Here is a 26,840-nt window from a genome sequence, read left to right on the forward strand (position 1 = left end):
AAATCCAAGTCACAGCAATATGATGAAAATTGAATCATTTCAATACATTCAAAACCAGTGGTGGAGTATCCCAACATTTCCTGAACTCGACTCCGAAAATACCCTAATTTTAGTTTTTGCCAGCACCATCTTTAGGGCAAACACCAAACCAATTGAAGAATTGGCTCAAGCCTATAAAAAATCAAAAATTATAGGATGCTCCACTGCAGGAGAAATTTTTGGGCCTAATATTTTTGATAACAGCATTTCGGTTGCAGTAGTTCAATTCGAGTCAACGAAACTTCAATTGGCAAAAACAGAGGTTAAAAACACTGAACAATCTTATGAGGCAGGAATTCATTTATCAAAATCATTGCATCAAAAGCAAAATCCCCAAAGTATATTTGTTTTGTCCGATGGCTTAAATGTCAACGGTTCCGAATTGATTAAAGGATTAAACCAGCATGCTGGTAAAGAGGTTATTATTACAGGGGGGCTGGCAGGAGATGGTGCGGATTTTAAAAATACCTGGATTATTTACGATGGAAAAATTGTAGACCATTGCATTGGGGCAGTAGGGTTTTATGGTGATCAAATCCATGTAGGACATGGCTCAAGAGGAGGATGGGATATTTTCGGACCGGAAAGAGTTATTACTCAATCTAAAGCAAATATTCTCTATGAACTGGACAATCAGCCCGCGCTAAAACTCTATAAAACCTATCTTGGTGACAGGGCTTCTGAATTACCAGCGGCAGGTTTGCTTTACCCGCTTGCTATCCGTAACCCATCTGCACCAGATTCTCAACACATTGTGCGCACTATTCTGGGAGTCAATGAAGAAGAGCAATCCCTCATTTTTGCTGGCGATTTGCCTAAGGGATACTATGCTCAATTAATGCGTGCCAATTTTGACCGCCTCATTGTCAGTGCTAATGAGGCGGGAGAAAACGCTAATGATAGACTTTTTAAAAATGGAAACTTGAAGACGCAACCTGTTTTGGCAATCGATATCAGTTGTGTCGGCAGAAGATTGGTATTAGGTGAACTTACGGAGGAAGAGACCGAAACAACATTTCAATCACTGCCTCCCAAATCGATACAAATTGGCTTCTACTCTTACGGTGAATTATCACCTCTGGCAACAGGTGCCTGCGAGTTGCATAATCAAACCATGACCATTACGACCCTGTTAGAGAGTCCATAAACCAAAAAGGAATTCAGCAATAATGACAGAAATGCATCGGTTGTTGCAGCGACAGTTAAAAAAATTTGGTTTTACTGCTGATGGATTACCACAAAATCTGGAGAGTTGGACTCAATTTATTGCGCATATCAATAAAACATACTACGAAAACGATCAAGACAGATATTTATTAGAGCGCTCTATCGATATAGCTAATTTCATATAAATTGAATATAATCAATTATTTATGACTTATTCCTTAGATTTTAGGCGCCATATATTAAAGATAAAAGCAGAAGAACAGTTAAGTTATGATGAAACCTCATTACGATTTAAAATAAGCAAATCCAGTTTAGTTCGCTGGAATAAGGGACTAGAGCCAAAAAGGACACGTAATAAGCCTGCAACAAAGATCGATATGGATGCCTTAAAAGCGGATGTAAGCATCTACCCTGATAGTTATTATCATGAACGAGCCAAGCGACTTGGAGCCAGTAAGACAGGAATATATTGGGCATTGAAACGTCTAGGTGTCACCTATAAAAAAAACATTGTCCCATCCAAAAGCAGACGCCGAAAAGCGATTATTGTTCCAGAATAAGATTCAAAGATACCAGTTAACTTCCCGTCCACTGGTTTATCTGGATGAAAGTGGATTTGCGCATGATATGCCCAGAACACATGGATACTCTTTCAAAGGAGAGCGTTGTCATGGTACTCAAGATTGGGGAGCTCGTGGACGCACTAATGCTATAGGTGCATTACTTGATAATTCGCTACTCAGTGTGAGTCTTTTTGATGGGACAATAAATAGTGATGTATTTGAAGGATGGGTTGAGCAAGATTTATTACCTAAGCTTCCTCCGCACAGTGTTATCATTATGGATAATGCAGCTTTTCATAAAAAAGCATCAACAAAGCAACTAATCGACAATGCAGGACATACTCTGGAGTTTCTTCCTCCCTATTCTCCAGATCTCAATCCCATAGAGCATAAGTGGGCCCAGGCTAAAGCAATTAGAAGACAGCACCAGTGTTCTATAAATGAACTTTTTCAGAAATATTGTACATGAGCATTTTATATGGAATTAGCTATATTTCTTCTAAAGAAATGAGGGATATCAATTCAAAACTCGAATATGCCCAGGATATAGCACAAATGGGGTATTGGCATTATGACGCTGACACAGATACCGCAACATGGTCCAAAGGACTTTTTAAAATTCTGGGTTTGCCGCCTAGTAATGTGGCACTAAACTATTCTTCATTTTTAGATCGTGTGCATCCTAATGATAAAGCAGGATTAAAAAATGTGGTCGAAAAGGCCCTCAAAGAAAAAGAAGATTATGATTATGAGCTTAGAGTAAGAAATGGGAACAATGATTACAAATGGTACCGAACATTAGCAAGAACTAACCCTCATAAAAACGAAATTTCCGGGGTTTTAATGGATATCTCCAAAAGAAAAATTATTGAAGAGCAAGTTCATGAATTGAATAATAAACTGGTTTCAACAGCACGTCTTGCCGGGATGTCGGAAGTAGCCACCTCGATACTTCATAATTTGGGCAATATATTAAACAGCGTCAATGTTTCTGCAATTATTCTGAAAAAGAATATATCCAAAATTCATTACAAAAAACTGTCCGCTATAAAAACCATGCTTGACGAAAACATCAATCAATTAAGCGAATACTTGTTGCAGAATCCAAAGGGTAAATTAATTCTTCCCTATTTGGACGCGTTATCGAAAACCCTGCATGAAGAGTATGAAGAAAACATGAAGGAAGCCAGCAGTCTGGAAACTAACATTAATCATATTAAAGAAATCATAGCCATGCAGCAATCATTGAGCGGCTTATCGAATTTAACAGAGAAAATTTCAATCCATGATGTGATTTTTAATGCGGTAAAATCTGTCATATTGGACAAACATCAAATTGATGTCCGTATTGAGATTGAACCGGATATCAATGAGTTTATCACTGATAAATCCAAGTTATTTCAAATTCTTATTAATTTACTCGCTAATGCCAAAGATTCTGTTTTATTACACGAAGCGAATGATTCCAGGAAAATTGTTATTTCCATTGCTAGAACTGAAAAAAATCATATTATGATTAAAATAAATGATAATGGAATTGGAATTCAAAAAGATAACCTGGATCGAATTTTTTCTTTTGGATTTACAACCAAGAAAAATGGTCACGGTTTTGGGCTGCACTGTTCCGCAATTTATGCGAGAGACCTGGGGGGTACACTTTATGCTGAAAGTAATGGGAAAGGAGCTCAATTTGTATTAGATTTGCCCATCAATCCCAAAACCTTGAGTCCGAGGTAGAAATGAGTACTGAATCTTTTCGCATTCTGGTCATTGATGACAACCCGGCAATCCATCAGGATTTTATGAAAATCTTAAATGTCAGCAAGAACTCTGCTTTACTAAATAAATTTGATGCCGAGCTGTTTGATGATGAGACAGAACAACTTGGAATTTCTTTGCCTGAATTTGAAATCGATGTAGCGACTCAAGGCATTGAAGGCATAGAAAAAGTGAAACGTTCACTTGAAGAAGGCCGGCCATACCCACTCGCCTTTGTTGACATAAGAATGCCCCCGGGGATAGATGGGATAGAAACCATCAAGCGCATTTGGGCCATTGACCCGCAAATACAAATTGTAATATGCACTGCCTATTCCGATTACTCATGGGAAAGCACAGTGACTACCCTGGGTTTATGTGATAATTTATTGGTGCTAAAAAAACCCTTTGATGTTATTGCAGTAAGACAGCTGGCAAGTGCTTTGACACAGAAATGGGTACTTGCCAGGGAAACTCAAAAACACACTGAGTTTTTAAATCAATTGGTAGAGGAACGAACCGAATCATTACAGAAATCCTTCTCCTTATTGAGAGCAACAATTGAGTCCTCTTCGGATGGCATTCTGGTTGTCGATTTACAAGGAAAAATCGTTGATTACAACTCTCAATTCGTCAAATTGTGGAATATACCCGAATCCATCATGAAAGAAACTAGTGAAACCCAACTCATTCAGTACATGTCAACACAATTGCTCAATTCAGAACAGCATGCCCAGCATGTTAAAGAATTTTCTATTCACATCGATGATTCCAGTATACAAATTTATCATTTTAGAAATGGTAAAGTAGTTGAATGCTGTTCCAAACCGCATCGAATTGGTCCGCAAACGGTAGGCCGTGTATGGAGCTTCAGAGACATCACTGAACAAACGCAATTAAAGGAAAAACTGGAGTATCAGGCCACTCATGACGCATTAACCAATTTACCCAACCGCTTGTTATTAATTGATCGTATTGAGCATGCTATCAGTGGTTATGCCCGCCATAAAATGAAATTTGCCATATTATTTTTTGACTTGGACCGCTTTAAAATGATCAATGACAGCTTGAGCCATGAAGCAGGCGATCAATTACTGTGTGCCGTTGCTAAACGATTACGCTCTTTGGTGCGAAAAGAAGATACTCTCGCCAGACTTGGTGGGGATGAGTTTGTCATGCTTTTTCAATCGTTTAATTCTGAAGAGCAAATTGCCGGAGTAACTCAAAAAATCCTCAAATCTTTTCAAAAACCATTTCATATTGCTGAAAGAGACATCAATATTCATGTCAGCATAGGTATTAGCGTTTATCCAACGGATGGCAAAACAGTAAACACTTTACTCAGTAATGCGGATATGGCGATGTATCAGGCAAAATTTCGTGGCGGTAACCAATTCTCATTTTATACAGAGAAACTCAACAAAAAAACAAACCAGCAATTTCAGTTGGAGTTGGACTTGCAAAAAGCGATTATCCATCATGAGTTTTTCCTCCTTTACCAGCCTCAATTTACAGTTAATACTCATGAGATTCGTTCCATGGAAGCATTAATCCGGTGGAATCACCCGCAAAAAGGTATTATTTTACCCTTGGATTTTATTCCTACTGCCGAAAGTTCAGGGCTTATCGTACCGATAGGAGAGTGGGTTTTGCGGGAAACCTGTAAACAAATTGGTACGTGGCGCACAATGAGGCTGCCTGAAATTCGTGTCGCCTGCAATGTAGCAAGTAAACAGTTAAGACAATACGATTTTCCTGCAATGGTGGAGGATCTTTTAAAAGAATATTCAGTCGAACCTCATTGTCTGGAGCTGGAAATTACTGAAAATGTGATTATTGATAAAGAAATACAAAGAACGATAAAAAAGTTGAAATCATTGGGTGTGTTGATTATTTTGGATGATTTTGGCACAGGAAATTCCAGCCTGAATTTATTGAAACAGGTCGCTTTGGATAGTCTTAAAATCGACCAATCATTCATTCAGAATATTTCAAAATCGCCAGGAGACGAAGCGATCATCGATGCGATTATTGCTATAGCGCAAAGCATGAATTTTAATATCATCGCTGAAGGAGTCGAAACGCAAAACCAGCTTAAATTCCTCAAGAAAAGGCGATGTAATGACATTCAGGGCTTTTTAATGAGCAAGCCTATACCACCAGAAGAGATAGAAAAACTGCTGCAAGGAAATAGGACAAAATAAGATAAAAGTAGTATTGGCATCTATAAGAGCTATCCGATGGATTGCAATTATAGATGCAAGACAAATTACACCGTAATCATAACGGTTTGGCCACGTAAATCGTTCTCATCATAATCCATCACATCCACATCCATGACTTCAATATCCATTGGTTCTGGACTCAAAGGTCTCCCCCTCCTTCTGGCTTCCTTAAAGAAACCATAGTTTGCCTCACCTGAACAATGATAAATAACCTTAGGTTTAAGATCTTCTATAGCCTGTTCGAGCTCACGCATCAATTTCATGCCACTATGGTGAAGTTGGTACACATCATCCGTTGGCAACTCTTCCACAAGCACTGGTTTCGGGTCTCCATCCGTATTTTCTTCCATGCATGGAGTATCAAGATTTGCAAAAATTTTGGAAGTATAATCACCAACAGATTTGGCTTTTACCAAAGTACAATTCATTTCTTTCAACTTCCAGGAGAGGTCATCAGACATAAATGTAATCGCGGTTCTGTCATTTTACCATGCTTATAAATTTGCTCGAAAAGATTATTGAGATCCTTTTCCATCTCACGGTATGCATTGCTATCTAAAATTTTAGGCATATTGATTTCTCTATTATTAAAACATGCAATTAACGGTAATAAATTACTTTTATTTCTCAAAAAGTAAAATTATCATACTAAAATTCCTTGTCAGGTCAATCTGTGGGCAAAAAATGCAATTCCGCCTTTTGGAATTGCATCAATCCGTACTTATTGCAATCACAAACTAGTACTGTCCTGAATCAAACGAGCTTCGATGATTAGAGGCACATTTCCTCAACCAGCGCTTACACTAACCAAACTTTGACTAGAGACCTCATGGTGGTGTGCGTCTTCCTTGGAGCAAAATGGCTCTCTTACTTCAGGTATTGTGTTAAAAAATCTATGCTGATGGGATAATATATGTCCGGATTCAGTATATCCCGTTTTTCTATCCCACTCTTTTTTCAAAGAATACGTCTCTTGTTGAGGAATGGTTAAATCTACTTTTTTCTTGGTTTCTGTCGATTTCCGTTGCGCATGATATTTCTTTTCGAAACTCTTTTCTGCCTCATGAAGATGACCGGAACACAAACCAGGCGATGTTTTTTTAGCATAAGTCCCTTTTTCAGACAGATACTCGATTAATTTATCGGCATTACCATCCTCCCAACTGAGGCCGGATGTTAAAAGGCCATCTTCATTATCTTCATGATGTAATAATACAATTTTATCGTCCATAATAGGCATAGCCATTTGTTCCATGACACTTAAACCACCCCCACGGATAACCACACAGTTACTCCGGGTCATTATCGGTGCCATTTCAACATCAGATTGATTCCCGAGGAGAATAATTTTTTTACGTATCTCATCACGCCTGGAGGCAGGGTAAGAGTTGATGATCTGATCGATGAGTTTGGCAATGGAATCATTAAGTCCGCCGAAAAGAAAAATATGATCATAACCTTGATTCAATAAATATTTCGCATAATCAGCGGAAGAATTTGCTGCCAGAGAACCTATCATGATGGAAGCAATTTTAGCATGCGGTTTGATTGTAATTGTTTCTTTACCATTCAGTACTGGCAGTGCATTTTGTTTTTCCTTTTTATAAACATTAAAGTGCAAATCAAATGACTGGCACTTATCCAGATATTTTGTCAATGAAGGGTCTTTAAAGGTATTACGAATCATTGGGTTATTACGCGGATCAATATTATGAACCGCTTTAAAGCCTTGTTCTTTACCAAAATGCGCCTCTTTAAATGGTTCACTCATATTTACTGCATGTATCTCCATCAATTGCCTTTGCTCTGATGTGAGCTCCTCCAAATTATTCATAAAATGAATACAACCCAATGAAGGTAAATCGGTCATATACTGATCAATGGTAATAGGCTGATAGGAGGTTCCTCTTTCAGCATTGTATACAGGCAAAAATACCGTATTGTAGTATTTAACGGCATCGCAAATAGCTCCCAAAGAAAGGGCCTGTGTGGAAATTAATCTTGTGTAAGGAGTACTCTGTTTCGCCGCATGCATAAGGCGTTGTAATATATTTTGATAGACTATATTCCTGTTATCCTCTTCAACATGCCCCTTGAAGCTTATCATCGTTTGAATGTCTTCAATACTGGAAGTCAAGTGAGTCGCGTTATTGAATGCTGTGTATTCATATCCCTCTGGGTATATATCCAACAGCATGTCCACATAAGGACGGGTTCTGCCTGTTTCAATTCCATTTTCTTTTTTAGTTTCACTCTGCTGTATTTTAGACATTTGATCCCAAAAGATGGAGGAGCTCGGTAAAACGGGATATCCGATAAACCTCATAACTCCTTTCAGTATGTCCTCCAGGATAGGAAGGGAGGTAAACCAAACACCAATACGAATCAGAACAGATGTAATTGAGAAAGGCTTGTTTTTGTAGAGCTCCGCATGATGCTGCGTAATGACAACATTATCTGTTTTACTCTGCAAGTAATTAATGATGCCATGAGTAGCAGAGATATGCCCTGTTCCTCCACTGCTAGCAATAATTAAGGGACGCTCTTTATGATTAGATAGTTGCAGTGGAATCCCATCTACATCCTTTTCCCTCTCTTCAGCCAAAGCTACTGGACGTATTGCGCGATCCAATTGAAATTTTTCCCGCAAGCGGTCAAGGAAATAATCATGATTGGTATATTCCTCTCGATGACCAAGCTCAGCTACCAAATCTTGTCGAGAAATAAAATGCGGGCCTTTGTATTTTGGATTTTTTAAAACACTTTGACTTGGTTTAAAATGGTGAGAAAACTGATCATCACACAAAATTTGTTTTTCTTCCTCAGTAAGCAGCTGATCAGTGGATAATTTGTATAAAATAGAATTAATTTGAGAATCAACCAACGACGCAATGGAACAGAAGTGATCGTGAATTACTCCATCGTACAAGCCATTGTCTTTATCTCGCACAACAGAATACATTTTATCCTGAGCAGGTATTCTATTCCAGGCTTTGGTCACATCAACTGGCCATCCTGCCAGCCAAATTAAAGGCGTGAGTAAAGCATAAACTACACCGGCCAGTAGGAAGCGACCATAAGTCAAAGGACTCCACCAATTTGCCGTTTGCAATTCAGGTACAATAAAACCAAATACTAGAGAAGAAAGAGAAGTAAAAGAGCGTTCATTATTCAACTTGACTTTCATGCCCTTCTCATGAAGTTTTGCTGCGGCAATTGTTGCTACTGCCCCACCTATACACATACCATCAAGGCAGATGTTCTTAGAGTCGGCACCAAGGCTAATTAGCCTTTGCACCTGAGCCAGAACATCGTCGACAAGATTATTTTCTGTCCAGACAAGACCGCGACTGTAATCCACGCCTCTATAGTTGAAACTGATGGCTGTGGCGCCCAGATTTTTTGCCGTATAATTTAAATCCTTTATCCAATTGATGAAATTTTGATCCCGCGCAATACAGGTAATAATAAACTTGCGCTCCCCCATTGGTTTTTTTTCTTCATCTTCACCTGTAACTTGCACTGAATCCAATTCAGATCCATCAGGAGTTTTTAAGGTGAAAAATTCAATATTAGGTTTGCGTTTTGTTGTATATGAGACATCACCATATTTTTCATGCAGTTGTTCATAAACATACCCTCTCATTTTAGGGTCCAGGAACTCCAATCCCTTCAGATGAATTTTTGACCAATCGAATACCCTGCCTTTGCAATACTTTTGTTTTGATTTGCCCTGAATAAGCGCATCGATCTCGGCAAGCAACTTGTTCACATGATTGATATCATTCTCATTATCGTAATGTAATCTTGTACGTAATCTTGGTGTTACAAAAGGAAGAGCTGCAATGGTATTGGCAATTTTAATCAACGTGTCATTAAACCATTTGTGAGGAGGCCGTTTTTTGAAATTAACAACAACAATATCATCCTCTGGACGATTACTTATTTTAGTAAGATGTATTAAACGTTGTTGTGGAACATTATTAGGATTTAATGCCACATGAGTAATATTCCGTGCCAGGAAAAAAGAAACGATCCAACCAGGTAGTCTAAATGGGGCTTTCAGAATATCCAGTACATGTTGCCAGAAAGTTTTTTTTTCTTTTTCAAGACTGTAGTAGTTGTATTTTTTATGCATATTAACTTCTAAAAATTAAATAAATCAAAGTGGCACTATCTGTTGCAATCCCATAGGGTTAATATATATGCAAACAAATAGTAAAAATTGTGCACATTTTATCATGTTTTATTACACTTATACAATCAGAAAATTAGAACTTTAGGGTTATTACCATATGTTTCTAAAATTGCTGTGCAAAGTATGGGATTATATTTTTCAAGTTTTAAAAACATTTTTCTCTAGTTAATAATGTTTCTAACTGTTGTTATTCTAACAAAGCAACCTGAAGAATTTATTAACAGACACACCTAATTTGCGACACAATGAGGCCTTGCATAACCTGACATCGCTCTCTAAAAAAAGCACGCACTCCGAACTTTTTTGATTTGAACTCAGATCTGCTAGAATGACACAAAATACTTGCTTTTATTGTTATTTTGTAAAAAAATCAATAAATCTTCGTATCTTAGGCTGTAAATATCGGCTTGCCTGATAATAAAGGTACACCGATAAACTGGACTCTTGGAATTCAGACAAAATCTCAATGAGGCGTCCATCTTGCAATTCTTCAGCCGCTATGTATTCATGTAATTTGATAATTCCCATCCCAAGTAAGGCGCACTCACACAAAGCACGACTATCATTGAGCCATAACACAGGTTCAACATAAATCTGCTCATTGTCTTTAAATGTAACCAAATTATCAGGCTTTCGCATGCTGTGAGTGATATAACGGTGCTTCCCAAGTTCAAAAGGTGTTTTGGGAATACCATTTTTTGCGAGATAATCCGGCGATGCGCAAAGCACATACCGTGTTGTAGAAACTCGTTTGCGCACCAGTTCAGGTGGGCCCTCCATAGAAACACCAAAAAGCACATCAACGTTTTCCTGAGCTAAATCAGGAAATCTTTCCGCCAATTCAATTTTAATCTGCAATTTTGGATTTAACTCCATGAATTCTGGTAAATAAGGGAGAAGAAATCTCATAGCAAAATAACGGCTGCTCGTAACATTTAATATGCCCACCGCCTCACTTCGACTATTAGCAATCGCTATTTCTGCTTCATTCAACTCCAAAAGAGTCTTTTTGCATTGCTGATAATAGCGAGCCCCGATGTCAGTTAATGATAATTTTCTAGTTGTTCTCACCAACAGCACTGCTTTTAGCTCCGCTTCAAGACGTGCGATCTGCCTGCTAACAGCGGCTGTAGATACGCCAAATTTTCTTGCGGCTGCTGCAAAACCATGCTCTTCAACAACAGCAATAAAGTAAGTCACTTGATCAAATTTACCCATGATTTCGATTTTATTATTGCAATATAGTTAATAAATGTTAATTAATTATGATATTGTTAATTATTTTGTCAATAATTATACTGGTCTTAACTGTTAATCGTTAAAATTATTCTCATCATGTATCCAAAAACCAAACTTTCTTTCGTGACTTTATTGTTGTTAATTTCTTTTGCTTCCGTGAATGCAGTCTTATTTACATCGGCATTGCCCAACATTACTGCATTTTTCGGGATCACAGAACATGCCGCACAGCAGACAATCACCAGTTTTTTGGTTGGTTATACCATAGGGCAACTTATTTATGGCCCTATAGCGAATCGCTATGGAAGAAAAAAAACACTTTATATAGGTATTGGCTTGCAAATTATCAGCAGTCTTCTATGTGTATTGGCCGGAATGACTTCCATGTACCCGTTGCTTGTTTTAGGACGATTTCTATTAGCCTTAGGATCAGGTGTAGGACTGAAGATGACTTTTACTTTGGTTAATGAATGCTATGAGCGCCAATTAGCCGTACAAAAAACTTCCTATCTGATGCTGGCTTTTGCGATAGCACCCGGTTTGAGTGTTGCACTTGGCGGCATTTTAAACTGCCATTACGGTTGGGAAAGTTGCTTTTATGCAGGTGCTATTTATGGTTGCATTCTGCTTGCTATGGTCAGACAACTTCCCGAAACACAAAAAAATCTTCAACTCGAAGCGTTGCAAATGAAGCATCTGCTCCAGGGATATGTATGTCAATTTAAGAACAAGCCATTAATCTCTGGTGGGGCGCTAATGGGTGGCGCATCCTGTTTTGTCTATATCTTTGCAGCGACAGGACCATTTATTGCCATCAATTTGCTAGGAATGAGTACAACAGAGTATGGCGCTGCCAATATATCACCCTCCTTAGGCCTGGCCCTCGGTTCAATTCTGTCTGCTCAATTTGCAAAAAAATACTCGCAGCGTGCAGGAATCCAATTGGGCATTTCAATCTCAGGGTTTGCCGCACTGGCAATGATGATGGCAGCATTGACCCATCATTCAGCGCTTATCAAGCTATTTTTTCCCATGATATTCATATATTTGGGACTATCTTTCATTTTTGCAAATGCCTCGACATTTGCTATGAATCATACCTCCGATAAGGCCCATGGCTCTGCGGTTATGAACTTCATCAATATGGGATTGGTTACAGTGGTTATTTTGGTATTAAGCCTACTTCCAATGTCACAATATTTATTACCAACCATCTACATCATTCTATGCATTTTAATGATGTGGCTATTCTTTTCTTTCATAAAAAGTAATGAAATAATTTCTTCTATCGACAGGAACAAGGAATTATGATGAGTATACAATTGAATCATACTATCCTATGGGTAAAAGATCGCGACAAATCAGCTCACTTCCTTACAGAAATTTTGGGGTTGCCTGAAGCAATTCCATATGGCCCATTTATGGTCGTTGAAATGAGCAACCATGTGAGCCTTGATTTCTGTAAAACAGATAAAGAAATTAGCCCTCAACATTATGCCTTTTTAGTAACAGAAGCTGAATTTGATGATATTTTTAAACGAATTTGCGAACTTAAAATGGATTATTGGGCTGATCCGGGACAAACCCGATTAGGTCAAATGAATTATAATGATGGGGGTCGAGGATTATATTTTAATGATCCCAATGGCCACCTTCTTGAAATTATTACGAAACCTTATGGTAGAGGGCCTTAAAAATACGCCGGGTTTCCTTCGACCGCGAGCTCCATCATCAATTAGTGAGCTCAAAGCTACAAATTTACAGATCTTCTTATTGTAAATTATTAAGCAAATTTGAACTATTAATTATGTGAGTGCCTTGTTTTATCAATTCTTTTTTTATTCTTATGAAATCATCCTTCACAAGCGCTTGAGTTGCATCCTCAATTAAATAGCAATCAAATCCTTGGCTGAGGGCATCCTTAATTGTAAAATAAACACAAATATCAGCACACAAACCACAAAAATAAAGTTCTCTCGCGCCTTTTTCGTGCAGATAACCGGCAAGTCCTGTGGTTTTTTTATGCAAATTGTCATAAAAACCACTGTAGCTATCTATATTGGGGTCTGTACCTTTTCGAAAAATAGCTTCAATAGGATTAGTATTTAATTGCGCATGAAATTGCGCTCCAATACTACCCTGAACACAATGATCTGGCCATAAAGTTTGTTCTAAATTCCCCAGCTTGATTTTTTCAAAAGGTTTCCTGCCAGTATGATTGGAGGCGAAACTGATATGATTAGAGGGATGCCAATCCTGCGAAGCAACAATCAGATCAAAACAATGCAAAATGCTGTTAATAACGGGAACAATCGCATCACCATTCGTTACCCCCAGTGAGCTGCCTGGCATGAAATCATTTTGAACGTCGAGGATGATTAAAGTCTTCATAAAATTAGCTTGAGTGTTCAGCTATCAGTTGATCTCTTTTCATTTTAAGCTCGGTACTTAAACCCACTTTATAGATATGAGGATTAATAAAACGCTTGTATTCCAAAGGCAATCGATCAAAACATTGCTGGCTAAACCTGGCTATTTCTCCAAGTGATTTTTTAGGCAGTAACCGTTTTCCGTTTTCCATCACTTTATGCAGTAATGCTTCTTTTTTATAGTGCTTAATCGAAAGCGATTTTAGAATTTCAAAAGGATGATGCATCATATCAATTTTTTTTTCCGTTTTGAGACAGACAACATCCGCACCTCGATATGTCCCATCTCTTTCGAACACCCTGTAGACTTGCTTTTGATAAGGAATAGTGATCTTGGCAGGGGTATCCGATAATTTAATCCTAGGTTGACCATTTATAAACGCTAATTTATAAACCCCATCAAGAGCCGCATCCGGGGCACCAATCGCCAGATTGGTCCCCACACCAAAAGCATCAATAGGTGCATCCTGCTCTAACAAATTCTTGATGACATATTCATCGAGTTGATTGGAAGCTGTAATAGCCACATAGTTTAAACCAGCCTCATCTAACATGTGGCGAGCCCTCTTAGCTAACCATGCCAAATCACCACTATCCAGACGAATGCCTTTGAGTCTATGTCCTCTATTCTCCATTTCCTTAGCTATTTTGATTGCATTAGGAACACCACTTTGCAACGTATTATAAGTATCTACTAACAAGATGCAATTCTCCGGCCAAGCTTCAGCATAATCAGAAAAAGCTTGTATCTCGCTATCGTAACTTTGGATAAAGGAATGAGCCATAGTACCCGATACAGGAACTGAATAATCACGCCCTACTCTGACATTGCTTGTCGAATCAAAGCCACCAACTATGGCTGCACGGCTTGCAAAATACCCTCCAGCACCCTGTGCTCTCCTTAGTCCAAAATCAATTAAAATCCGTTCTCCCGCAACCTGTCTGATGCGTCTGGCTTTTGTCGCAATAAGTGTCTGAAAATTAAGAATATTTAATAATAATGTTTCTATGATTTGTGCTTCAATCAAATTGGCTTCGATAATAACCACTGGCCGCGTAGGAAATACAACATCTCCCTCTAGCGACGTATACACTGTGCCATTGAACTTAAACTGTTGCAAATAGTGAATAAAGTCAGGATGCATATTCTGATGTTGTAAAAACTCTATATCTTGTTGTTCAAAGCGAAGTTGTTCGAGAACATCCAGTAAATCCTCCAAACCCGCAAAAATCGCATAACCTCCTTTAAAAGGAAGAACACGAAAAAAATAATCGAATGCCGCTATACGCTCATGCTGCCCTTTTAAAAAACACACTTGAGCCATAGCCAATTGATATTGATCAGTGTAGGTTCCTGTGATGTTTATCATGTATATCCTTATCGATTATATTGGTTTTATTTTGACCATGCACGGTATAAGTTAAAAATTTAATATGGAAGACAACTGGCCTAGTTCCTTTTACTCTTAAACAAAGACAAAATCGCTCTGGTGAGTTCCCTAAAAACTTGACGTACCACTTGTCGGAATAAGGTGTTTTTACTTAAACTATTCAACACCGAGGAATTGTTTTCTTTCTGACTGGTCTGTTGTTTTGCAACTTGTTGCTCAGAGATTAGCTCAGCCAATTTCTCTTTCGCAGAAGGCGCGTCTATCATTTGAGAATATTTGCCAAAAAGGAATGATTCATCCAGTAAAACCTTTAACTCCTCATTGCTTAAAGGCCCCATACGTGATTCAGGTGCTCTAATCATCGCATGAACTAAAGGTGTCGGTTGACCCTTGGCATCCAATGCACTCACTAAAGCTTCCCCTATACTTAAAGTAGTGAGTAGTTGCTCAGTATTATAGTAACTGGATACTGGAAAATTCTGCGATACTAACTTTAAGGCTTTTCGATCTTTTGCAGTAAAAGCACGTAATGAGTGTTGGATTTTTAACCCCAATTGGCTTAAAACAATCTCAGGGATATCATTAGGCGTTTGAGTGCAAAATATCAAACCGATTCCTTTGGATCGAATTAGCTTAACTATTGTTTCTATTAAATTAAGCAATGCTTTGCTGGAATAATTAAATATTAAATGCGCCTCATCGATAAAGAGAACCAATCGTGGTTTGTCCGGATCACCTAATTCCGGCATTTGGCGATAAACATCAGACAATAGCTTCAGCATAAAACTGGAGAATAGTTTAGGTTTGTCCTGCATGTTTAATAATCTTAGTATGGAAATGACACCATAACCATTTGCATCCGTTCTCAGCAAATCCTGAATTACAAAGGAAGGTTCACCAAAAAACTGTTTCCCTCCCTGAGACTCGAGTTCGATGATTTTACGGACAATAGTCCCAATGGATGTGGAAGCAACTCCGCCATATTGGTCGGCAATCAGCTGGTTGCCTCTATCCGTTTGAGCAAATTGGAGCAAAGATTTAAAATCATCCAAATTAACCAAATTCAGTTGATTCGCCTTGGCATACTCAAATAATACAGTCACGACTCCTGCTTGAGTATCATTCAGATCCAGCATCAGCGAAAAAAGCAGGGGACCAAAATCATCAATTCTCGCACGTAATGGAACACCGGGGTCTTCTGGAGTCAGAGTCAATAACTCTACCGGGAAACCTCGCGGAGTAAAATCTATATGCAGCTGCTGACCTCTGTCCAGTAATTTAGTCGAAGTTTCACCTGGCATAGCCAGGCCAGAAATATCCCCCTTGATGTCCATCACTAAACTGGGGACTCCATTTAGGGATAATTGCTCTGCTAATACCTGCATGGTTTTCGTTTTACCTGTTCCAGTTGCTCCCGCAATTAAACCATGTCGATTGAAAGCCTTTAACACTAGGTGAATAGGCGTTTCAGAGAGTAACTGACCATTTAAAACAATGCCGCCCAATTTTAAAGAGGGTAGGTCGGTAGATGCATAAGGCTTCCATAGATCATCATACATAATGCTTATCTTCTTGATAATAAGAGTTTTTAAAAGTATAGAGGATTCGTTTTGATTCACCAACTTTTAATCTGTCTTGAAGGATCTTTAACATGACATCTGGCAGGATGTGTTGAAAGCAAATACAAATGGCACTATAAAAAAATAAGTTGCTCTTTGAGTAAATCCGCTTTTAATTTTTCAAAACATAATCGGAATTATATAGGGATAGAATTAAAACAAAAATCAAACAAGAGGCTAGCTCTCCACGAGACACTCACAATCTATTGGAAAACCCAGGCTATAAAAAAAGAGTTTGTCAATATCATTTAAGTCTCCTATCCTTAAACTATATGAGGAAATTAATCGAATAAGGATGAGCATTCAAATGCATTCGTTTGATTCAATCGCCGTTGAATTTGATTTAAAAAATCATAGTATGCAAAAAATTGCGATTGATGATTTAAATATCGATCATCAGGATAAAGATAAAATTTATTGGATACATAGCAATTTAAACCAAAAAAATATCTTTAAAAAATTGCGAGAGAAATTACGATTACCCGAGCAAGTGATTCAATTGTGTGGAGAAAAAGACAATAGATCCACAACCATAGAGATCGATGAAGCACTCACATTGCAAATTCAAGGTTTGTGTTCAATGAAGTTGAATGATAATTATAATGCTGATTTTAGCAATTTGATTATTCATCTCACACCCAATTATTGCTTTACTGCCTCTAAAACACTTTCTTCAGTTTTGTTTGATCTGTTAAAAAGCTGCCCAAAATCCTTGCCCTATGCTAAAACACCCTGTTTTTTGTTATTTTTGCTCCTAGAAGGAGTAATTAACGATTATGCCAAGATTCATTTGGCCTATGAAGAATTGGCCGATCAATTGGACGCGCAAGTTCGCACCCCCAATAAAAACACGTATTCGCAAGTTTTGGAATTAAAGCATGGCGTAATGAAAGTGAAGCGTTACACCATAGCAATAAGAGAAATATTAATGCGTATCACTAGCCGAAATATTTTAGTCATCTCAGAGCAGTGTCGAACCTCTTTATATAATTTATCGAATCACTGCCACCTTATTGTCAATGAAATAGACTCTCTTCGCGATATGTTAAATGGCTTATTAGGACAAATCGACAATCAGTTGATGCAAAACATGAATGAAACCATGAAAGTATTAACTGCCTTCGCTGCCATTTTCTTGCCTTTAAGTTTAATTACCGGAATTTATGGGATGAATTTCTATTGGATGCCGGAATTAGGCTGGAAATATGGCTACTTTGGGGCACTTGGCTTGATCGTGCTGTGTGCTCTGCTATTGTTTTTAATTTTCAGAAAAAAGAAGTGGTTTTAGGCCAATTCATAGAACTAACCGACACTAAAATTTTCTCCTACCCCTTTGACTACATGCCACATACATTCAGCCCCATGATAACTAAGCGCCTGAATATCCGGTTGCGCAGGCCCATTAGCCGTGATAACAAACACACAGGCTTTTGATTGAAAACCCTGTTCTTTACTTACAGCCGTTAAAGTATATGCCAGGTTAAAATCTGCGTCTTTGCTGAATTTAAGGCCATAGCTCAAAGGGTTATTCTGAGCCAATCCTGTTTCAGTTATTTCTGCACACGAGGGTTCAACAAATTGACCATTCTGACTGATCATTTTTAAAGTGATTTTCCACGAACCCGATTTCGAGGTTACTTCATGCCAGGTATGAGCTCCGCATCTCCCCATTTGCTCAAAAGCGTATGCAGAATTTAAAACTATCCCAATCATCGATGTTAAAAAAATTCTTTTCATTATTTTCCCTATAAAAAACGCCGAATCACTCATCCTTCATGAATCATTGCAACTTGAAGACATGGTGTAATTCCAGTAAATGAGAACAATAATACAAACGAGAATTATTTGCAATTGCGCGACTGATTCTCAAAATTAATCCTAATAATCCCTAAAATCAGCGATTTGCTTACTGCGTTATTAACTGATAAAAATAATAGAACTATCATGTACATGGAAAGACCATCAAAATGACCAATACAACAGACTTTTATCGACTTACTCCTCTCACCGAAGTCCATTGGAAAAAAATTCTAATCAATAAAATTACAGTGCGGACTTTGAGTCAAATATCTTTTGTTATCATGATAGCAACTCTCATGATAACTCCTTTTAAGCCCTCTTATGCAGCAGATAGTAAACGTAAACCGACGGTCATAACCGTCAGTGAGGAAAAATTCCAGGTCGATGGTAAAGGAGAAAAAACAAAGGAATTTAAACTCACTTTTACCCATCCGGACGGCACAAAAGACAACAAAGGGTACTTTGCCAATAAAGGAGATATGTTTCATGTTTTAGTTGAAAATAAAAGTGCGTCACCAATAACTCTTCATTGGCATGGATTAATTGTCCCAAGCGATCAGGATGGAGTGCCTGACGTGAGTCAAATCCTGATTCAGCCAGGGCAAAATAAATTATTTAACTACAGATTATTGCAAGCCGGAACCTATTGGATGCACTCGCATCAAAAATTTCAAGAGCAAAAGCAACTTTCTGCCCCTTTGATTATTTATGACAAGGATGACCCGCATAAAGACTTACAAGAAGTCATCCTGTTTTTAGAGGATTTTACTTACAAGGATCCCCAGTTAATATTTGACCAGTTAAGAAATGCTAAAATGGACATGAAGAAAATGGATGCTGGTAATGATTTGAATGACGTGACCTACGATGCATTTCTCGCCAACAAAAAAACATTGGCTGCACCCGATGTTATTTCAGTTCAACCCTTAAAAAAAGTAAGATTACGAATCATCAATGCGTCTTCTTCCACCAATTTTAAAATTGATACAGAGAAACTATCAGCCACTTTGATTGCTGTTGATGGTGAAAACATTGAGCCTATTGTGGATAGTTCTTTTCCTATTGGCGTTGGTAATCGTATGGATTTGCTTGTTGAGATTCCTTCTGCAGGCGGAGCATTCCCTATTAAAGCCCTGGCAGAAGGAACAAACAAACAAACCGGTTTAATTCTAAAAACAGACAATACACCTACCCCAACACTATCGCCCAATACCAATAATAAAATGGGACGAGTCAATTACTATAAATTGGAAAAAAAGTTAAAAGGAAAAAACATTTTAGCCAGTAAAAAAATAAATGCTCGTTTGCACTATGTGCTTGATGGTCAAATGAACGGTTATATTTGGACCATCAATAATGAAAGCTGGCCAAATGTCACGCCCAAAGTAATCCATTTCGGTGATCGTGTTGAAATGATCTATGCAAATAAATCCTCCATGTCGCATCCCATGCATTTCCATGGGCATGTCTTTCAAGTGACTGAAATTGATGGCCAGCCATTGAACGGGGCTGTGCGTGATACCCTGTTAGTGCAACCGCATTCGACAGTGAAAGTACAGTTTGATGCACTAAACCCTGGTATCTGGGCTAACCACTGCCATAATTTGTATCATTTAAATGCAGGAATGTTTACAACGTTTGAATATCAACATTATCCAAAGCCCGATTTTTATTTAAAAACTATAGGGCAATCCAAAAATAACAATTAACAGCTAAACAGAAATCCCAACAGACATTACCTGCATAAGCGCCTATACTTTTACTTATGACGCAAGGACTAATTGTTTTACTTTTTTAACAAATGTTGTGCCAGGATCTGTTTTATCGGTTTGATAATTTGGATCCTTCTCCAACCACAAAGCCGTTCTCTTGAACTGCAAATACTCATTATGACCAATAAGGTATTTTATTTGCGGGTATTTGTTCTTAAGATAGCACACAAGAAAAGCATTTGCCTTGGCTTGCTCCTCAGTCAAATCGTCTTTACTATCAACACCGCCAATATTTTCAATACCAATCGCGTAATGATTCAAGCCAATCACATGCCTTGCCATCCATGTTTCTGGCATCAGTTGATAAATAGTTCCATCCCGATCGACTAAAAAATGGCTTGATACATTTAAATCCCCGGGCAATTCATTTCGTCTTGGCGAACTGGTCGGTAAAGCGGGTGGATCAAATATGCGGAAAGTAGTATCAAGGCTTGGTATACAAGTCCAATGCAATACAATCATTTTAGGCTCAATTTCTATCGACTCGGAATCAATACCATAATGAGTTCGTTGATATTCCCGAGTTAAGGCAATCCGTTTTTCATCAAACTGAATGGGTTTTTGAATGATGGTCTGTGGATCATAGCAAGAAAACGCATGCCCAGAGGCGCTAATGAAAGCAAACAATATTGATATAATAATTTTCATATTAGAACAAAGTTTATCATAAGAAATAACTTGTAAAAACAAAGAGTCGAATTCTGTTTTTCAAACTCATACTGAGCTTCAAAACAGGGAAAATCAGTCTTACCGGAATTTTTCTTATTCATTTTCATGAACCAATAATAATAGTCCGCCTCCGATGATAAAAAAAGGAATAAGAACAGCCATCCCCAAACGCTGACTGTCAGCGAAAGCAGTAGTTGTACTAACCAGGAAAGGTCCTAAAAAACTGGTTGCCTTACCAGAAAAAGAGTAAAAACCATACATTCGCGTCATTTCTTCGGGTTTTGCCAAACGAGCCAAGAAAGTACGACTGGCAGCCTGAACAGGACCAACAAAAATACCAAACACCGGTGCAAAAACCCAAAATAACGTATTTGAGTGGATGGTTAACAGAAAACAAAAAGTGAGTGTCAGGCACGCTAAAGCAATTAGAATAGTTTTTTTAGATCCAATCCAATCATCAAACCAGGCGAATAATCCGGCGCCAAGACCTGCAGTAATATTTAAAATGATTCCAAACACCATAATATCGCTAACACTCAAGTGAAAGTTGCCAGCCGCATAAATACCGCCTAGTGCCAATATAGAATTCAAGCCATCGATATAAAAAATTCTGGCTATTAAAAATAAGAACAGATCACGTTGTTTAGGCAGGCTTTTTATTGTTAACCGCAATTCTTGCAGACCTTTCCTAATCGCACTACCCACTGTCAAATGCTCTCCTGTTTTCTGTTGCACCATTAAAAACAAAGGCAAACTGAACAAACTAATCCACAAAGCCACAAATACAGTAACAGCACGAATATTGGCAAAATTCTCTGTTCCAAACCATAATCCACCAAGTTCACCTTTCACAAAAACAAATAAGGATAGAATCAGGCACAGCAATCCTCCCAGATAACCACAACCCCAAGCCCAGCCAGAAATCCGCCCCAGATAGTTTTCCGGGGCCAAATTTGCCAAAAAGGAATTATAAAATACAGCTCCTACTTCCAATGCAAAATTGCTAATCAAAATACAAGTTAAAACCAAGGGAATAGAATGGCTGTCAGGATAGGCAAACCACAAGCAACCTGTTGAAATAACACCCAAATAGGTAAAAACGAACAGCCAGGATTTATGATGCCCACTGAAATCAGCTATTGCACCAACGATAGGGCTCACCAGGGCAATGATTAACGCAGAAACCGAAATCGTATACCCCCACAATTCGGTTCCCAGGATAGTATTGGGGGCAATGTAGCTTGTGAAATAGGTTGCAAAGACAAACGTAAATATCACTACAAAATAGGAAGAATTGGCAAAATCATAGAATGCCCAGGCAATCACTTGCTTAATATCTAATTGTTTTAAATCCTTTTGGCTATTCATATTCTTTCCAGTCTCTGTTCAATATTCTTCACCCCCTCAACTCCCTATTTCTTACAGGTAGCGAGTATATGATGTTTTTTTAAGTTTCTTTCTTTAAAATAGGACTGATACAATAGATTAACTATAGGACTTAAGCAAAAAACTCCAAGGCCAAGGCAAATAATGTCTTTAACAAAGAGATTGGAGATGCGTAAGTACCAAACTACAAAAGGTAAGTCTAATCTATAATCCGGATTTTATTAATATCATGAGTTTTTTATGCCAGATGTATTGAACAATTACTACCTGCAGACTATGGGGATTGAAGTCTGGGTGATGCGTAAGTCCAATCCTTCTTGTGAAAAGCATTTAGCGACTTTAGCGGATGAGGTGGCATCCTGTGTACGTTGTTCCCTCCATAAAACACGCACCCAAACTGTTTTTTCTCGCGGGAATCCAAAAGCAAAACTGATGATTATCGGTGAAGCGCCTGGTTTTTACGAGGATCAGAAAGGACAACCTTTTGTGGGGAAGGCTGGTTTTTTATTAAACAAGATGATACGCAGTATTGAAATGACAGAGAATGACGTCTACATTGCCAATGTTTTGAAATGCCGTCCTCCCAATAACCGTGATCCAGCGCTTGAGGAAATTTCTCAATGCAGCTCATTCCTGACCCGCCAAATTAAGCTCATTAAACCGCACTTAATCCTTGCTTTAGGACGTTTCGCCGGACAATTCTTACTTGATAAACCACTTCCTCTGAAGCAGCTGCGTAATCATATTCACTACTATGACAATACCCCTTTTATCGTAAGCTATCACCCTGCCTATCTTTTGCGCAACCCCTCGGATAAAAAGAAAGCTTATATTGATTGGTTAGCTGTGAAAAATTTTCTGGTGGATTACGGCCAATAAACTGTTTAGCATGAAATTGGCGTAAGAGAACCCGATAGAAAATGGCTGATAAATCCATCTTCTACCGGAAAAGACGATCCAGACTTTACATGGTATGCTGAACTGCTGATCTGGTTTCTGCAGTTTCTTCATTGCCGAGTTTTTCAAGCTCCTTAAAATTAAACCGGTGATTAAAGACATCAATAGCATTTGCAACACCCGGAATTGTTGAAGGAAGCGAGGTGATAGCCTTAAACAAAGCATCAAATCCCCTATACGTATTTAACGCCATAGCAACTGCTTTAACCGATTCGGGGGCTTGTTTACACATTAAAGTGATAGCAGTCAGCGCGTGAATAGAGATATCAATGACGTATTCAGAGGGTTCAGCCTCAGGATTACTCCATAAGCTATACAATACTGCCAAGCCTGTAAGCCCGTTATAAACGACAGCAAAATTTCTCAGAGTGATGTATTGTTTGTAATCACTAAAAAAACCAAACATAGAATATTCCTTTCAAAATAAAACGCATCTAATGTGACTTAATAGTCTTCGTACCATTTTGGCCGCAAAAGCATAGCACTATTTTATAGCTGATGAAAATAATTTGATTCTAAGGTATTACTTATCAATTCAACTCACATTATTCCATGGCTATTGGCCAATATGAATCCGCCTTGCTGTACACTCTATATCAACTCAATATCAAACTCACCATCTTCCCAAGTGAGTGGGCCACAGGCTATACCCAGATCCGCTTTAGCATTTTGGGAAACAGGTAAACCGCCAATAATTTGCGCTGCCAGCAGCGGCTTCATATCACTTGTTGCGATGTTAACTGTTTGAACATAGAAAAAATGTTTCCATGGACCAGCTGGAATGTTATTTACACGTAATGTGCCGGTATATATACCGGCCATAACGAACCAGAACAAACACCCGCTCCAGCAACTTTTCATCATCTCGTTGCTTCACTACGGTTAGCAAATCTTGAAAAATCTGGTTTTTTTGCGCAAAGACTGGCTCACGCAAAACAACTGGAAAAGCACGATCCTGCGTCGTTGGCGTAAGAATGGCAACAGGGTGATAACGATCACAACGGCACCGTTTAGGATTAATGACAGCAGCCCTTGTATTCGTACGACGCGCTGGCGAAGAGGCAATGCCAGAATCCATTGTGACTACCAGCTCAAAATTGATACTTGAAGCCACATTAGGATAATGAGTTATATCTTCCAATTCCCGGGGACTAATTGGTTGACGATCGTCCCTGGAATGGGCAATTCAGGACAATCCATTTTAACTTTTTGGGTTTCAAATAATGTTTTAGATAATGGTCGCACGCCATTTCCCTTCAAATGGAATTTTCATATGACCTCCTTGTCATTAAACTATGAAACTCACGTTTTGATCAATTTTTATTTAATTTATTAAATTAAGGCTGGTCTAAAAAATGCTCACAGTCAAATTACTAGCTAAAAATTAACACTAGGAAATAGAAAAAAACAGAATATATCGCACTCTTGATTTCAACACCTTCCATGATTTTAATGAGTATCGATATACACATAGGCACTGACGCCTATACTTAACGGGTAATGCGCCGGGTCATAGTCTGTTATTTGAATTTGTACTGGCAGGCGTTGAGGCAATAAAAACCAGTTGCTTTCGCTATTGCGAACAATTTGTATTTGCCTTGCCCGATGGGTTTCCAGGCGGCTTGCAGCCCAGTTTCTGGAAAGAATCACTCCATGATAAATTTTAGATCCAAAATACATTCACGGGAAAATAGAGACTTTATTCCCTGGCTGTAACCTTCTTAAATCCGTTTCGTTGAAATTAGCCTGGATAAACAAAGTATCGGTATCTGCTATGGCAAAGACTGGCTTTCTGATCTTGATGGGGGTTCCCAATGCAACAAACATATCCTGAACTGCCATATTTTGTTTGGCATAAACTGTAGTTTCATCCAAATCGATTTTGGCATTCTTCATCACTGCAATTACGGTAAATAATCGTTGGCCTTTTTTTACTTCCTGTTCATTTTTAACATAAATATTGGTGATATAACCTTTTACATTGGCAGCGACTGGACGAACATTCGCAACAACAAATGCATTGTTTGTAAAAGGAAATAAATACGAGTAATGATAAATCAGAATGAATAGAAACACGCATAATAAAATAATTGCAGGAAATCCAGCTTTGAGTTTGTCACTCATGTGTCTCTTTCATCCTCATTTCTATTGACCCCTTCCCAAGAGGTATGTCGTTATAATTCAGCAATACAATAGTAAGCGTTACAGCCCCAATGGTACCAATATACGTTTTATCTCCCCCCATGAAAAATAGGTATAAAGAAACAGACCAGGTACTAAAGCCATGATGTTAATCAACGGGCTATTGGCAAAAAAATGGACAACTATCATTCCATAAATAGCACTCAAAGCCGTGCCTGCAAAGCGCAAAAAGCTTTTTGTCAGTACGACACCAACGGTGGAATATTCATACATGACAAACCATATGGTCACTAAAGTCCATGCGCTTTCTGGGGCTTGGTAGTACCAGGTAATTAGAAAAAGAAAAATACACGTCAGGGATAAGCGCAAGGTACGGAAGGTCTTTTGCTGAACAATGCCCACGGTAACCACCTCCTAAATCCTGATATAAAGTGACTATGGATAGCAGTTTTTCCAGCTTATTCTGGTTTATCACCAACTTAAATTCGTCTAACAGGATTTGGCATTTTATTAAATTTAAATAGCCATCAATTCCGTGAAGATAACGAACTTCTGCCAAATGGCATTGCTGTTTTTCATCGCTTAAAGCCGATAAATTATTATTTAATTGCTGGCTGGAAGTTGAATAGGCAGACAAGTCATTAGCAACATCACGCAAGGCCTTACGAATAGTAGTAATGTATTTGATATAGATTGCCTTATATTGAGCTTTACTCACATCATCCTGAGCAAATAGAGGCAAATTAATGATGTAGGCAGGATATGCAATTGCCGTAGTCCCCGGATTACCTAAAACGGGAAACTGGGTGTAACCTGCAAGCCCTGTGAGATTAGGCAACCAACTTAACTGGACTTGCTGCAATTGCCCCTGTGCGGATTCAATATTTACCATAGCGAGGTGAATCTGGTGATTATTTTGTAATGCCTTTTGGATAGAAGCATTGAGCTCCTTACTACATGAGCACACAAACAGATTCTTTCTCTGGTGGCTTCCATCGCAAACGATTATATTCCTGTGCCAGATATTCCTTATTAAGAAGTTGTGACTTGATGTCTTGGGCAAAGTCCGGTTGCAAGCGATAACTATCCTTAATAAAAGCGATAATGCCCTCCAAATACGCCTGTGTATCCTTACCAGGCACCATCCCCAGATGAAATGTTTTCTTTTCTTCATCAAATACGAAAAGCTCTTCCCCTTTTCCATATTGAAGCTTCAGCTTGAGCATCCCTTCCATCGTTTCTCGAACTTTTTTGTGGATATTTGACTCATTTCCAGAAAAAATAATGTTAATCCCAATGACGTCACCATACTTATTAAAAGCAAATTGAATCGATTGCAAACAAACCCAATCTCTTTGTAACCCACTGGGCATTAAAATAAATGCACAACAATCATCAACCCTTCCCTCAGTATAATTACTGTACATTTTGAAATATAAAATCGGATCAGTATTCAGAGGCTTAAACATTTTGTTGTACATTGAGC

The 26,840-nt window shown here is 38.3% G+C and carries 22 protein-coding genes and 5 pseudogenes; 11 read left to right on the forward strand and 16 right to left on the reverse strand.

Annotated elements, in window-relative coordinates; genetic code table 11:
- Positions 1-22: 22 nt before the first annotated feature.
- From nosP to narR, 6 genes and pseudogenes are all read left to right on the forward strand, one after another.
- Complete coding sequence (gene nosP, locus OQI99_RS10460; protein ID WP_265732366.1) at positions 23-1,186, forward strand: nitric oxide-sensing protein NosP; 1,164 nt, start codon at positions 23-25, stop codon at positions 1,184-1,186.
- A 22-nt stretch (positions 1,187-1,208) separates the two neighbouring features.
- Positions 1,209-1,382: pseudogene (locus OQI99_RS10465) on the forward strand (ATPase); the annotation flags it as partial.
- Positions 1,383-1,412: 30 nt separating this feature from the next.
- On the forward strand, positions 1,413-1,766 hold the full coding sequence (locus OQI99_RS10470; protein ID WP_061512513.1) for an IS630 transposase-related protein: 354 nt from the start codon (positions 1,413-1,415) through the stop codon (positions 1,764-1,766).
- A complete protein-coding gene (locus tag OQI99_RS10475) occupies positions 1,717-2,238 on the forward strand; it encodes an IS630 family transposase (protein WP_265731315.1) in 522 nt (173 codons plus the stop codon). Before OQI99_RS10470 ends, OQI99_RS10475 begins: the two co-directional genes overlap by 50 nt.
- A gap of 23 nt (positions 2,239-2,261) precedes the next feature.
- Positions 2,262-3,506: pseudogene (nahK, locus tag OQI99_RS10480) on the forward strand (NosP-associated histidine kinase NahK); the annotation flags it as partial.
- A 2-nt stretch (positions 3,507-3,508) separates the two neighbouring features.
- Complete coding sequence (narR, locus tag OQI99_RS10485) at positions 3,509-5,731, forward strand: NosP-associated response regulator NarR (RefSeq protein ID WP_265731874.1); 2,223 nt, start codon at positions 3,509-3,511, stop codon at positions 5,729-5,731.
- Positions 5,732-5,796: 65 nt separating this feature from the next.
- Here narR and OQI99_RS10490 read toward each other — a convergent pair.
- The 3 genes and pseudogenes from OQI99_RS10490 to OQI99_RS10500 all read right to left on the reverse strand — a co-directional run.
- Positions 5,797-6,207: pseudogene (locus OQI99_RS10490) on the reverse strand (Ras GEF/LegG2); the annotation flags it as partial.
- A gap of 332 nt (positions 6,208-6,539) precedes the next feature.
- A complete protein-coding gene (gene sdbA / locus OQI99_RS10495) occupies positions 6,540-9,890 on the reverse strand; it encodes a Dot/Icm T4SS effector SdbA (RefSeq protein ID WP_265731875.1) in 3,351 nt (1,116 codons plus the stop codon).
- 414 nt (positions 9,891-10,304) lie between these two features.
- Positions 10,305-11,168 carry a LysR family transcriptional regulator gene (locus OQI99_RS10500; RefSeq protein ID WP_061514237.1) on the reverse strand — a complete coding sequence of 288 codons (864 nt, stop codon included), beginning with the start codon at positions 11,166-11,168 and terminating at the stop codon, positions 10,305-10,307.
- A gap of 117 nt (positions 11,169-11,285) precedes the next feature.
- On the opposite strand from OQI99_RS10500, the gene OQI99_RS10505 reads away from it, so the two are divergent.
- Together OQI99_RS10505 and OQI99_RS10510 are read left to right on the forward strand one after the other, a co-directional pair.
- Positions 11,286-12,500, forward strand: coding sequence for an MFS transporter (locus tag OQI99_RS10505; RefSeq protein ID WP_265731876.1), 1,215 nt, complete (start codon positions 11,286-11,288; stop codon positions 12,498-12,500).
- Positions 12,500-12,883 (forward strand): VOC family protein, encoded by a 384-nt coding sequence (locus OQI99_RS10510; RefSeq protein ID WP_061514235.1) that lies wholly within the window; start codon positions 12,500-12,502, stop codon positions 12,881-12,883. Before OQI99_RS10505 ends, OQI99_RS10510 begins: the two co-directional genes overlap by 1 nt.
- Before the next feature lie 76 nt (positions 12,884-12,959).
- Here OQI99_RS10510 and pncA read toward each other — a convergent pair whose 3' ends face one another.
- From pncA to OQI99_RS10525, 3 genes are all read right to left on the reverse strand, one after another.
- Positions 12,960-13,580, reverse strand: a complete 621-nt coding sequence (pncA, locus tag OQI99_RS10515; protein ID WP_061514234.1) for a bifunctional nicotinamidase/pyrazinamidase — start codon at positions 13,578-13,580, stop codon at positions 12,960-12,962.
- Positions 13,581-13,584: 4 nt separating this feature from the next.
- Entirely contained in the window at positions 13,585-14,988 is a 1,404-nt protein-coding gene (locus OQI99_RS10520) for a nicotinate phosphoribosyltransferase (protein WP_265731877.1), read from the reverse strand.
- An 80-nt stretch (positions 14,989-15,068) separates the two neighbouring features.
- Complete coding sequence (locus OQI99_RS10525) at positions 15,069-16,568, reverse strand: helicase HerA-like domain-containing protein (RefSeq protein WP_061514232.1); 1,500 nt, start codon at positions 16,566-16,568, stop codon at positions 15,069-15,071.
- Positions 16,569-16,935: 367 nt separating this feature from the next.
- Between OQI99_RS10525 and OQI99_RS10530 the strand changes: the two genes are divergently transcribed.
- A complete protein-coding gene (locus OQI99_RS10530; RefSeq protein WP_195911935.1) occupies positions 16,936-17,916 on the forward strand; it encodes a magnesium transporter CorA family protein in 981 nt (326 codons plus the stop codon).
- A gap of 14 nt (positions 17,917-17,930) precedes the next feature.
- On the opposite strand, the gene OQI99_RS10535 is transcribed toward OQI99_RS10530, so the two are convergent.
- Entirely contained in the window at positions 17,931-18,365 is a 435-nt protein-coding gene (locus OQI99_RS10535) for a hypothetical protein (RefSeq protein ID WP_061514230.1), read from the reverse strand.
- Between the two features lie 230 nt (positions 18,366-18,595).
- Between OQI99_RS10535 and OQI99_RS10540 the strand changes: the two genes are divergently transcribed.
- A complete protein-coding gene (locus tag OQI99_RS10540) occupies positions 18,596-20,137 on the forward strand; it encodes a multicopper oxidase family protein (RefSeq protein WP_061514229.1) in 1,542 nt (513 codons plus the stop codon).
- A gap of 54 nt (positions 20,138-20,191) precedes the next feature.
- Here OQI99_RS10540 and OQI99_RS10545 read toward each other — a convergent pair whose 3' ends face one another.
- Both OQI99_RS10545 and OQI99_RS10550 read right to left on the reverse strand, forming a co-directional pair.
- Positions 20,192-20,848 (reverse strand): peptidoglycan recognition family protein, encoded by a 657-nt coding sequence (locus tag OQI99_RS10545; RefSeq protein WP_061514228.1) that lies wholly within the window; start codon positions 20,846-20,848, stop codon positions 20,192-20,194.
- 114 nt (positions 20,849-20,962) lie between these two features.
- A complete protein-coding gene (locus OQI99_RS10550; protein WP_265731878.1) occupies positions 20,963-22,237 on the reverse strand; it encodes an MFS transporter in 1,275 nt (424 codons plus the stop codon).
- A 258-nt stretch (positions 22,238-22,495) separates the two neighbouring features.
- Here OQI99_RS10550 and OQI99_RS10555 point away from each other — a divergent pair, with 258 nt between their 5' ends.
- Complete coding sequence (locus OQI99_RS10555; RefSeq protein WP_265731879.1) at positions 22,496-23,134, forward strand: uracil-DNA glycosylase; 639 nt, start codon at positions 22,496-22,498, stop codon at positions 23,132-23,134.
- Between the two features lie 85 nt (positions 23,135-23,219).
- Here the strand turns inward: OQI99_RS10555 and OQI99_RS10560 are convergent, their stop codons facing one another.
- The 7 genes and pseudogenes from OQI99_RS10560 to OQI99_RS10590 all read right to left on the reverse strand — a co-directional run bounded on the left by OQI99_RS10560 (position 23,220) and on the right by OQI99_RS10590 (position 26,835).
- Positions 23,220-23,618, reverse strand: coding sequence for a lpg0260 family Dot/Icm T4SS effector (locus OQI99_RS10560; protein ID WP_061514225.1), 399 nt, complete (start codon positions 23,616-23,618; stop codon positions 23,220-23,222).
- A 185-nt stretch (positions 23,619-23,803) separates the two neighbouring features.
- Positions 23,804-23,932: a hypothetical protein gene (locus OQI99_RS10565; RefSeq protein ID WP_265731880.1), complete on the reverse strand. Its 129-nt coding sequence runs from the start codon at positions 23,930-23,932 to the stop codon at positions 23,804-23,806.
- Positions 23,933-23,996: 64 nt separating this feature from the next.
- Complete coding sequence (locus OQI99_RS10570; RefSeq protein ID WP_265731881.1) at positions 23,997-24,326, reverse strand: hypothetical protein; 330 nt, start codon at positions 24,324-24,326, stop codon at positions 23,997-23,999.
- Positions 24,327-24,661: 335 nt separating this feature from the next.
- A pseudogene (locus OQI99_RS10575) lies at positions 24,662-25,336 on the reverse strand (HlyD family secretion protein).
- Positions 25,337-25,414: 78 nt separating this feature from the next.
- Entirely contained in the window at positions 25,415-25,765 is a 351-nt protein-coding gene (locus OQI99_RS10580; protein WP_322783700.1) for an FUSC family protein, read from the reverse strand.
- Positions 25,749-26,309 (reverse strand): annotated as a pseudogene (locus OQI99_RS10585) (TolC family protein); the annotation flags it as partial. The gene OQI99_RS10580 and the pseudogene OQI99_RS10585, both read right to left, overlap by 17 nt.
- Positions 26,308-26,835, reverse strand: a complete 528-nt coding sequence (locus OQI99_RS10590; RefSeq protein ID WP_265731884.1) for a hypothetical protein — start codon at positions 26,833-26,835, stop codon at positions 26,308-26,310. The gene OQI99_RS10590 and the pseudogene OQI99_RS10585, both read right to left, overlap by 2 nt.
- Positions 26,836-26,840 lie beyond the last annotated feature (5 nt).

This window comes from Legionella sp. PATHC039 (genome assembly GCF_026191275.1).
Classification (GTDB): Bacteria; Pseudomonadota; Gammaproteobacteria; order Legionellales; family Legionellaceae; genus Legionella; species Legionella pneumophila.

Bases quoted from the DNA above. Each gene is read 5' to 3' on its own strand.
- OQI99_RS10505 (WP_265731876.1), top strand. From the start codon at position 11,286: ATGTATCCAAAAACCAAACTTTCTTTCGTGACTTTATTGTTGTTAATT.
- OQI99_RS10520 (WP_265731877.1), bottom strand. From the start codon at position 14,988: ATGATAAACATCACAGGAACCTACACTGATCAATATCAATTGGCTATG.
- OQI99_RS10470 (WP_061512513.1), top strand. From the start codon at position 1,413: ATGACTTATTCCTTAGATTTTAGGCGCCATATATTAAAGATAAAAGCA.
- OQI99_RS10550 (WP_265731878.1), bottom strand. From the start codon at position 22,237: ATGAATAGCCAAAAGGATTTAAAACAATTAGATATTAAGCAAGTGATT.
- OQI99_RS10565 (WP_265731880.1), bottom strand. From the start codon at position 23,932: ATGAAGCCGCTGCTGGCAGCGCAAATTATTGGCGGTTTACCTGTTTCC.
- OQI99_RS10555 (WP_265731879.1), top strand. From the start codon at position 22,496: ATGCCAGATGTATTGAACAATTACTACCTGCAGACTATGGGGATTGAA.
- OQI99_RS10560 (WP_061514225.1), bottom strand. From the start codon at position 23,618: ATGTTTGGTTTTTTTAGTGATTACAAACAATACATCACTCTGAGAAAT.
- OQI99_RS10500 (WP_061514237.1), bottom strand. From the start codon at position 11,168: ATGGGTAAATTTGATCAAGTGACTTACTTTATTGCTGTTGTTGAAGAG.
- OQI99_RS10525 (WP_061514232.1), bottom strand. From the start codon at position 16,568: ATGTATGATGATCTATGGAAGCCTTATGCATCTACCGACCTACCCTCT.
- OQI99_RS10540 (WP_061514229.1), top strand. From the start codon at position 18,596: ATGACCAATACAACAGACTTTTATCGACTTACTCCTCTCACCGAAGTC.
- sdbA (WP_265731875.1), bottom strand. From the start codon at position 9,890: ATGCATAAAAAATACAACTACTACAGTCTTGAAAAAGAAAAAAAAACT.
- OQI99_RS10590 (WP_265731884.1), bottom strand. From the start codon at position 26,835: ATGTACAACAAAATGTTTAAGCCTCTGAATACTGATCCGATTTTATAT.
- OQI99_RS10510 (WP_061514235.1), top strand. From the start codon at position 12,500: ATGAGTATACAATTGAATCATACTATCCTATGGGTAAAAGATCGCGAC.
- OQI99_RS10530 (WP_195911935.1), top strand. From the start codon at position 16,936: ATGCATTCGTTTGATTCAATCGCCGTTGAATTTGATTTAAAAAATCAT.
- OQI99_RS10535 (WP_061514230.1), bottom strand. From the start codon at position 18,365: ATGAAAAGAATTTTTTTAACATCGATGATTGGGATAGTTTTAAATTCT.
- nosP (WP_265732366.1), top strand. From the start codon at position 23: ATGAAAATTGAATCATTTCAATACATTCAAAACCAGTGGTGGAGTATC.
- pncA (WP_061514234.1), bottom strand. From the start codon at position 13,580: ATGAAGACTTTAATCATCCTCGACGTTCAAAATGATTTCATGCCAGGC.
- OQI99_RS10545 (WP_061514228.1), bottom strand. From the start codon at position 20,848: ATGAAAATTATTATATCAATATTGTTTGCTTTCATTAGCGCCTCTGGG.
- narR (WP_265731874.1), top strand. From the start codon at position 3,509: ATGAGTACTGAATCTTTTCGCATTCTGGTCATTGATGACAACCCGGCA.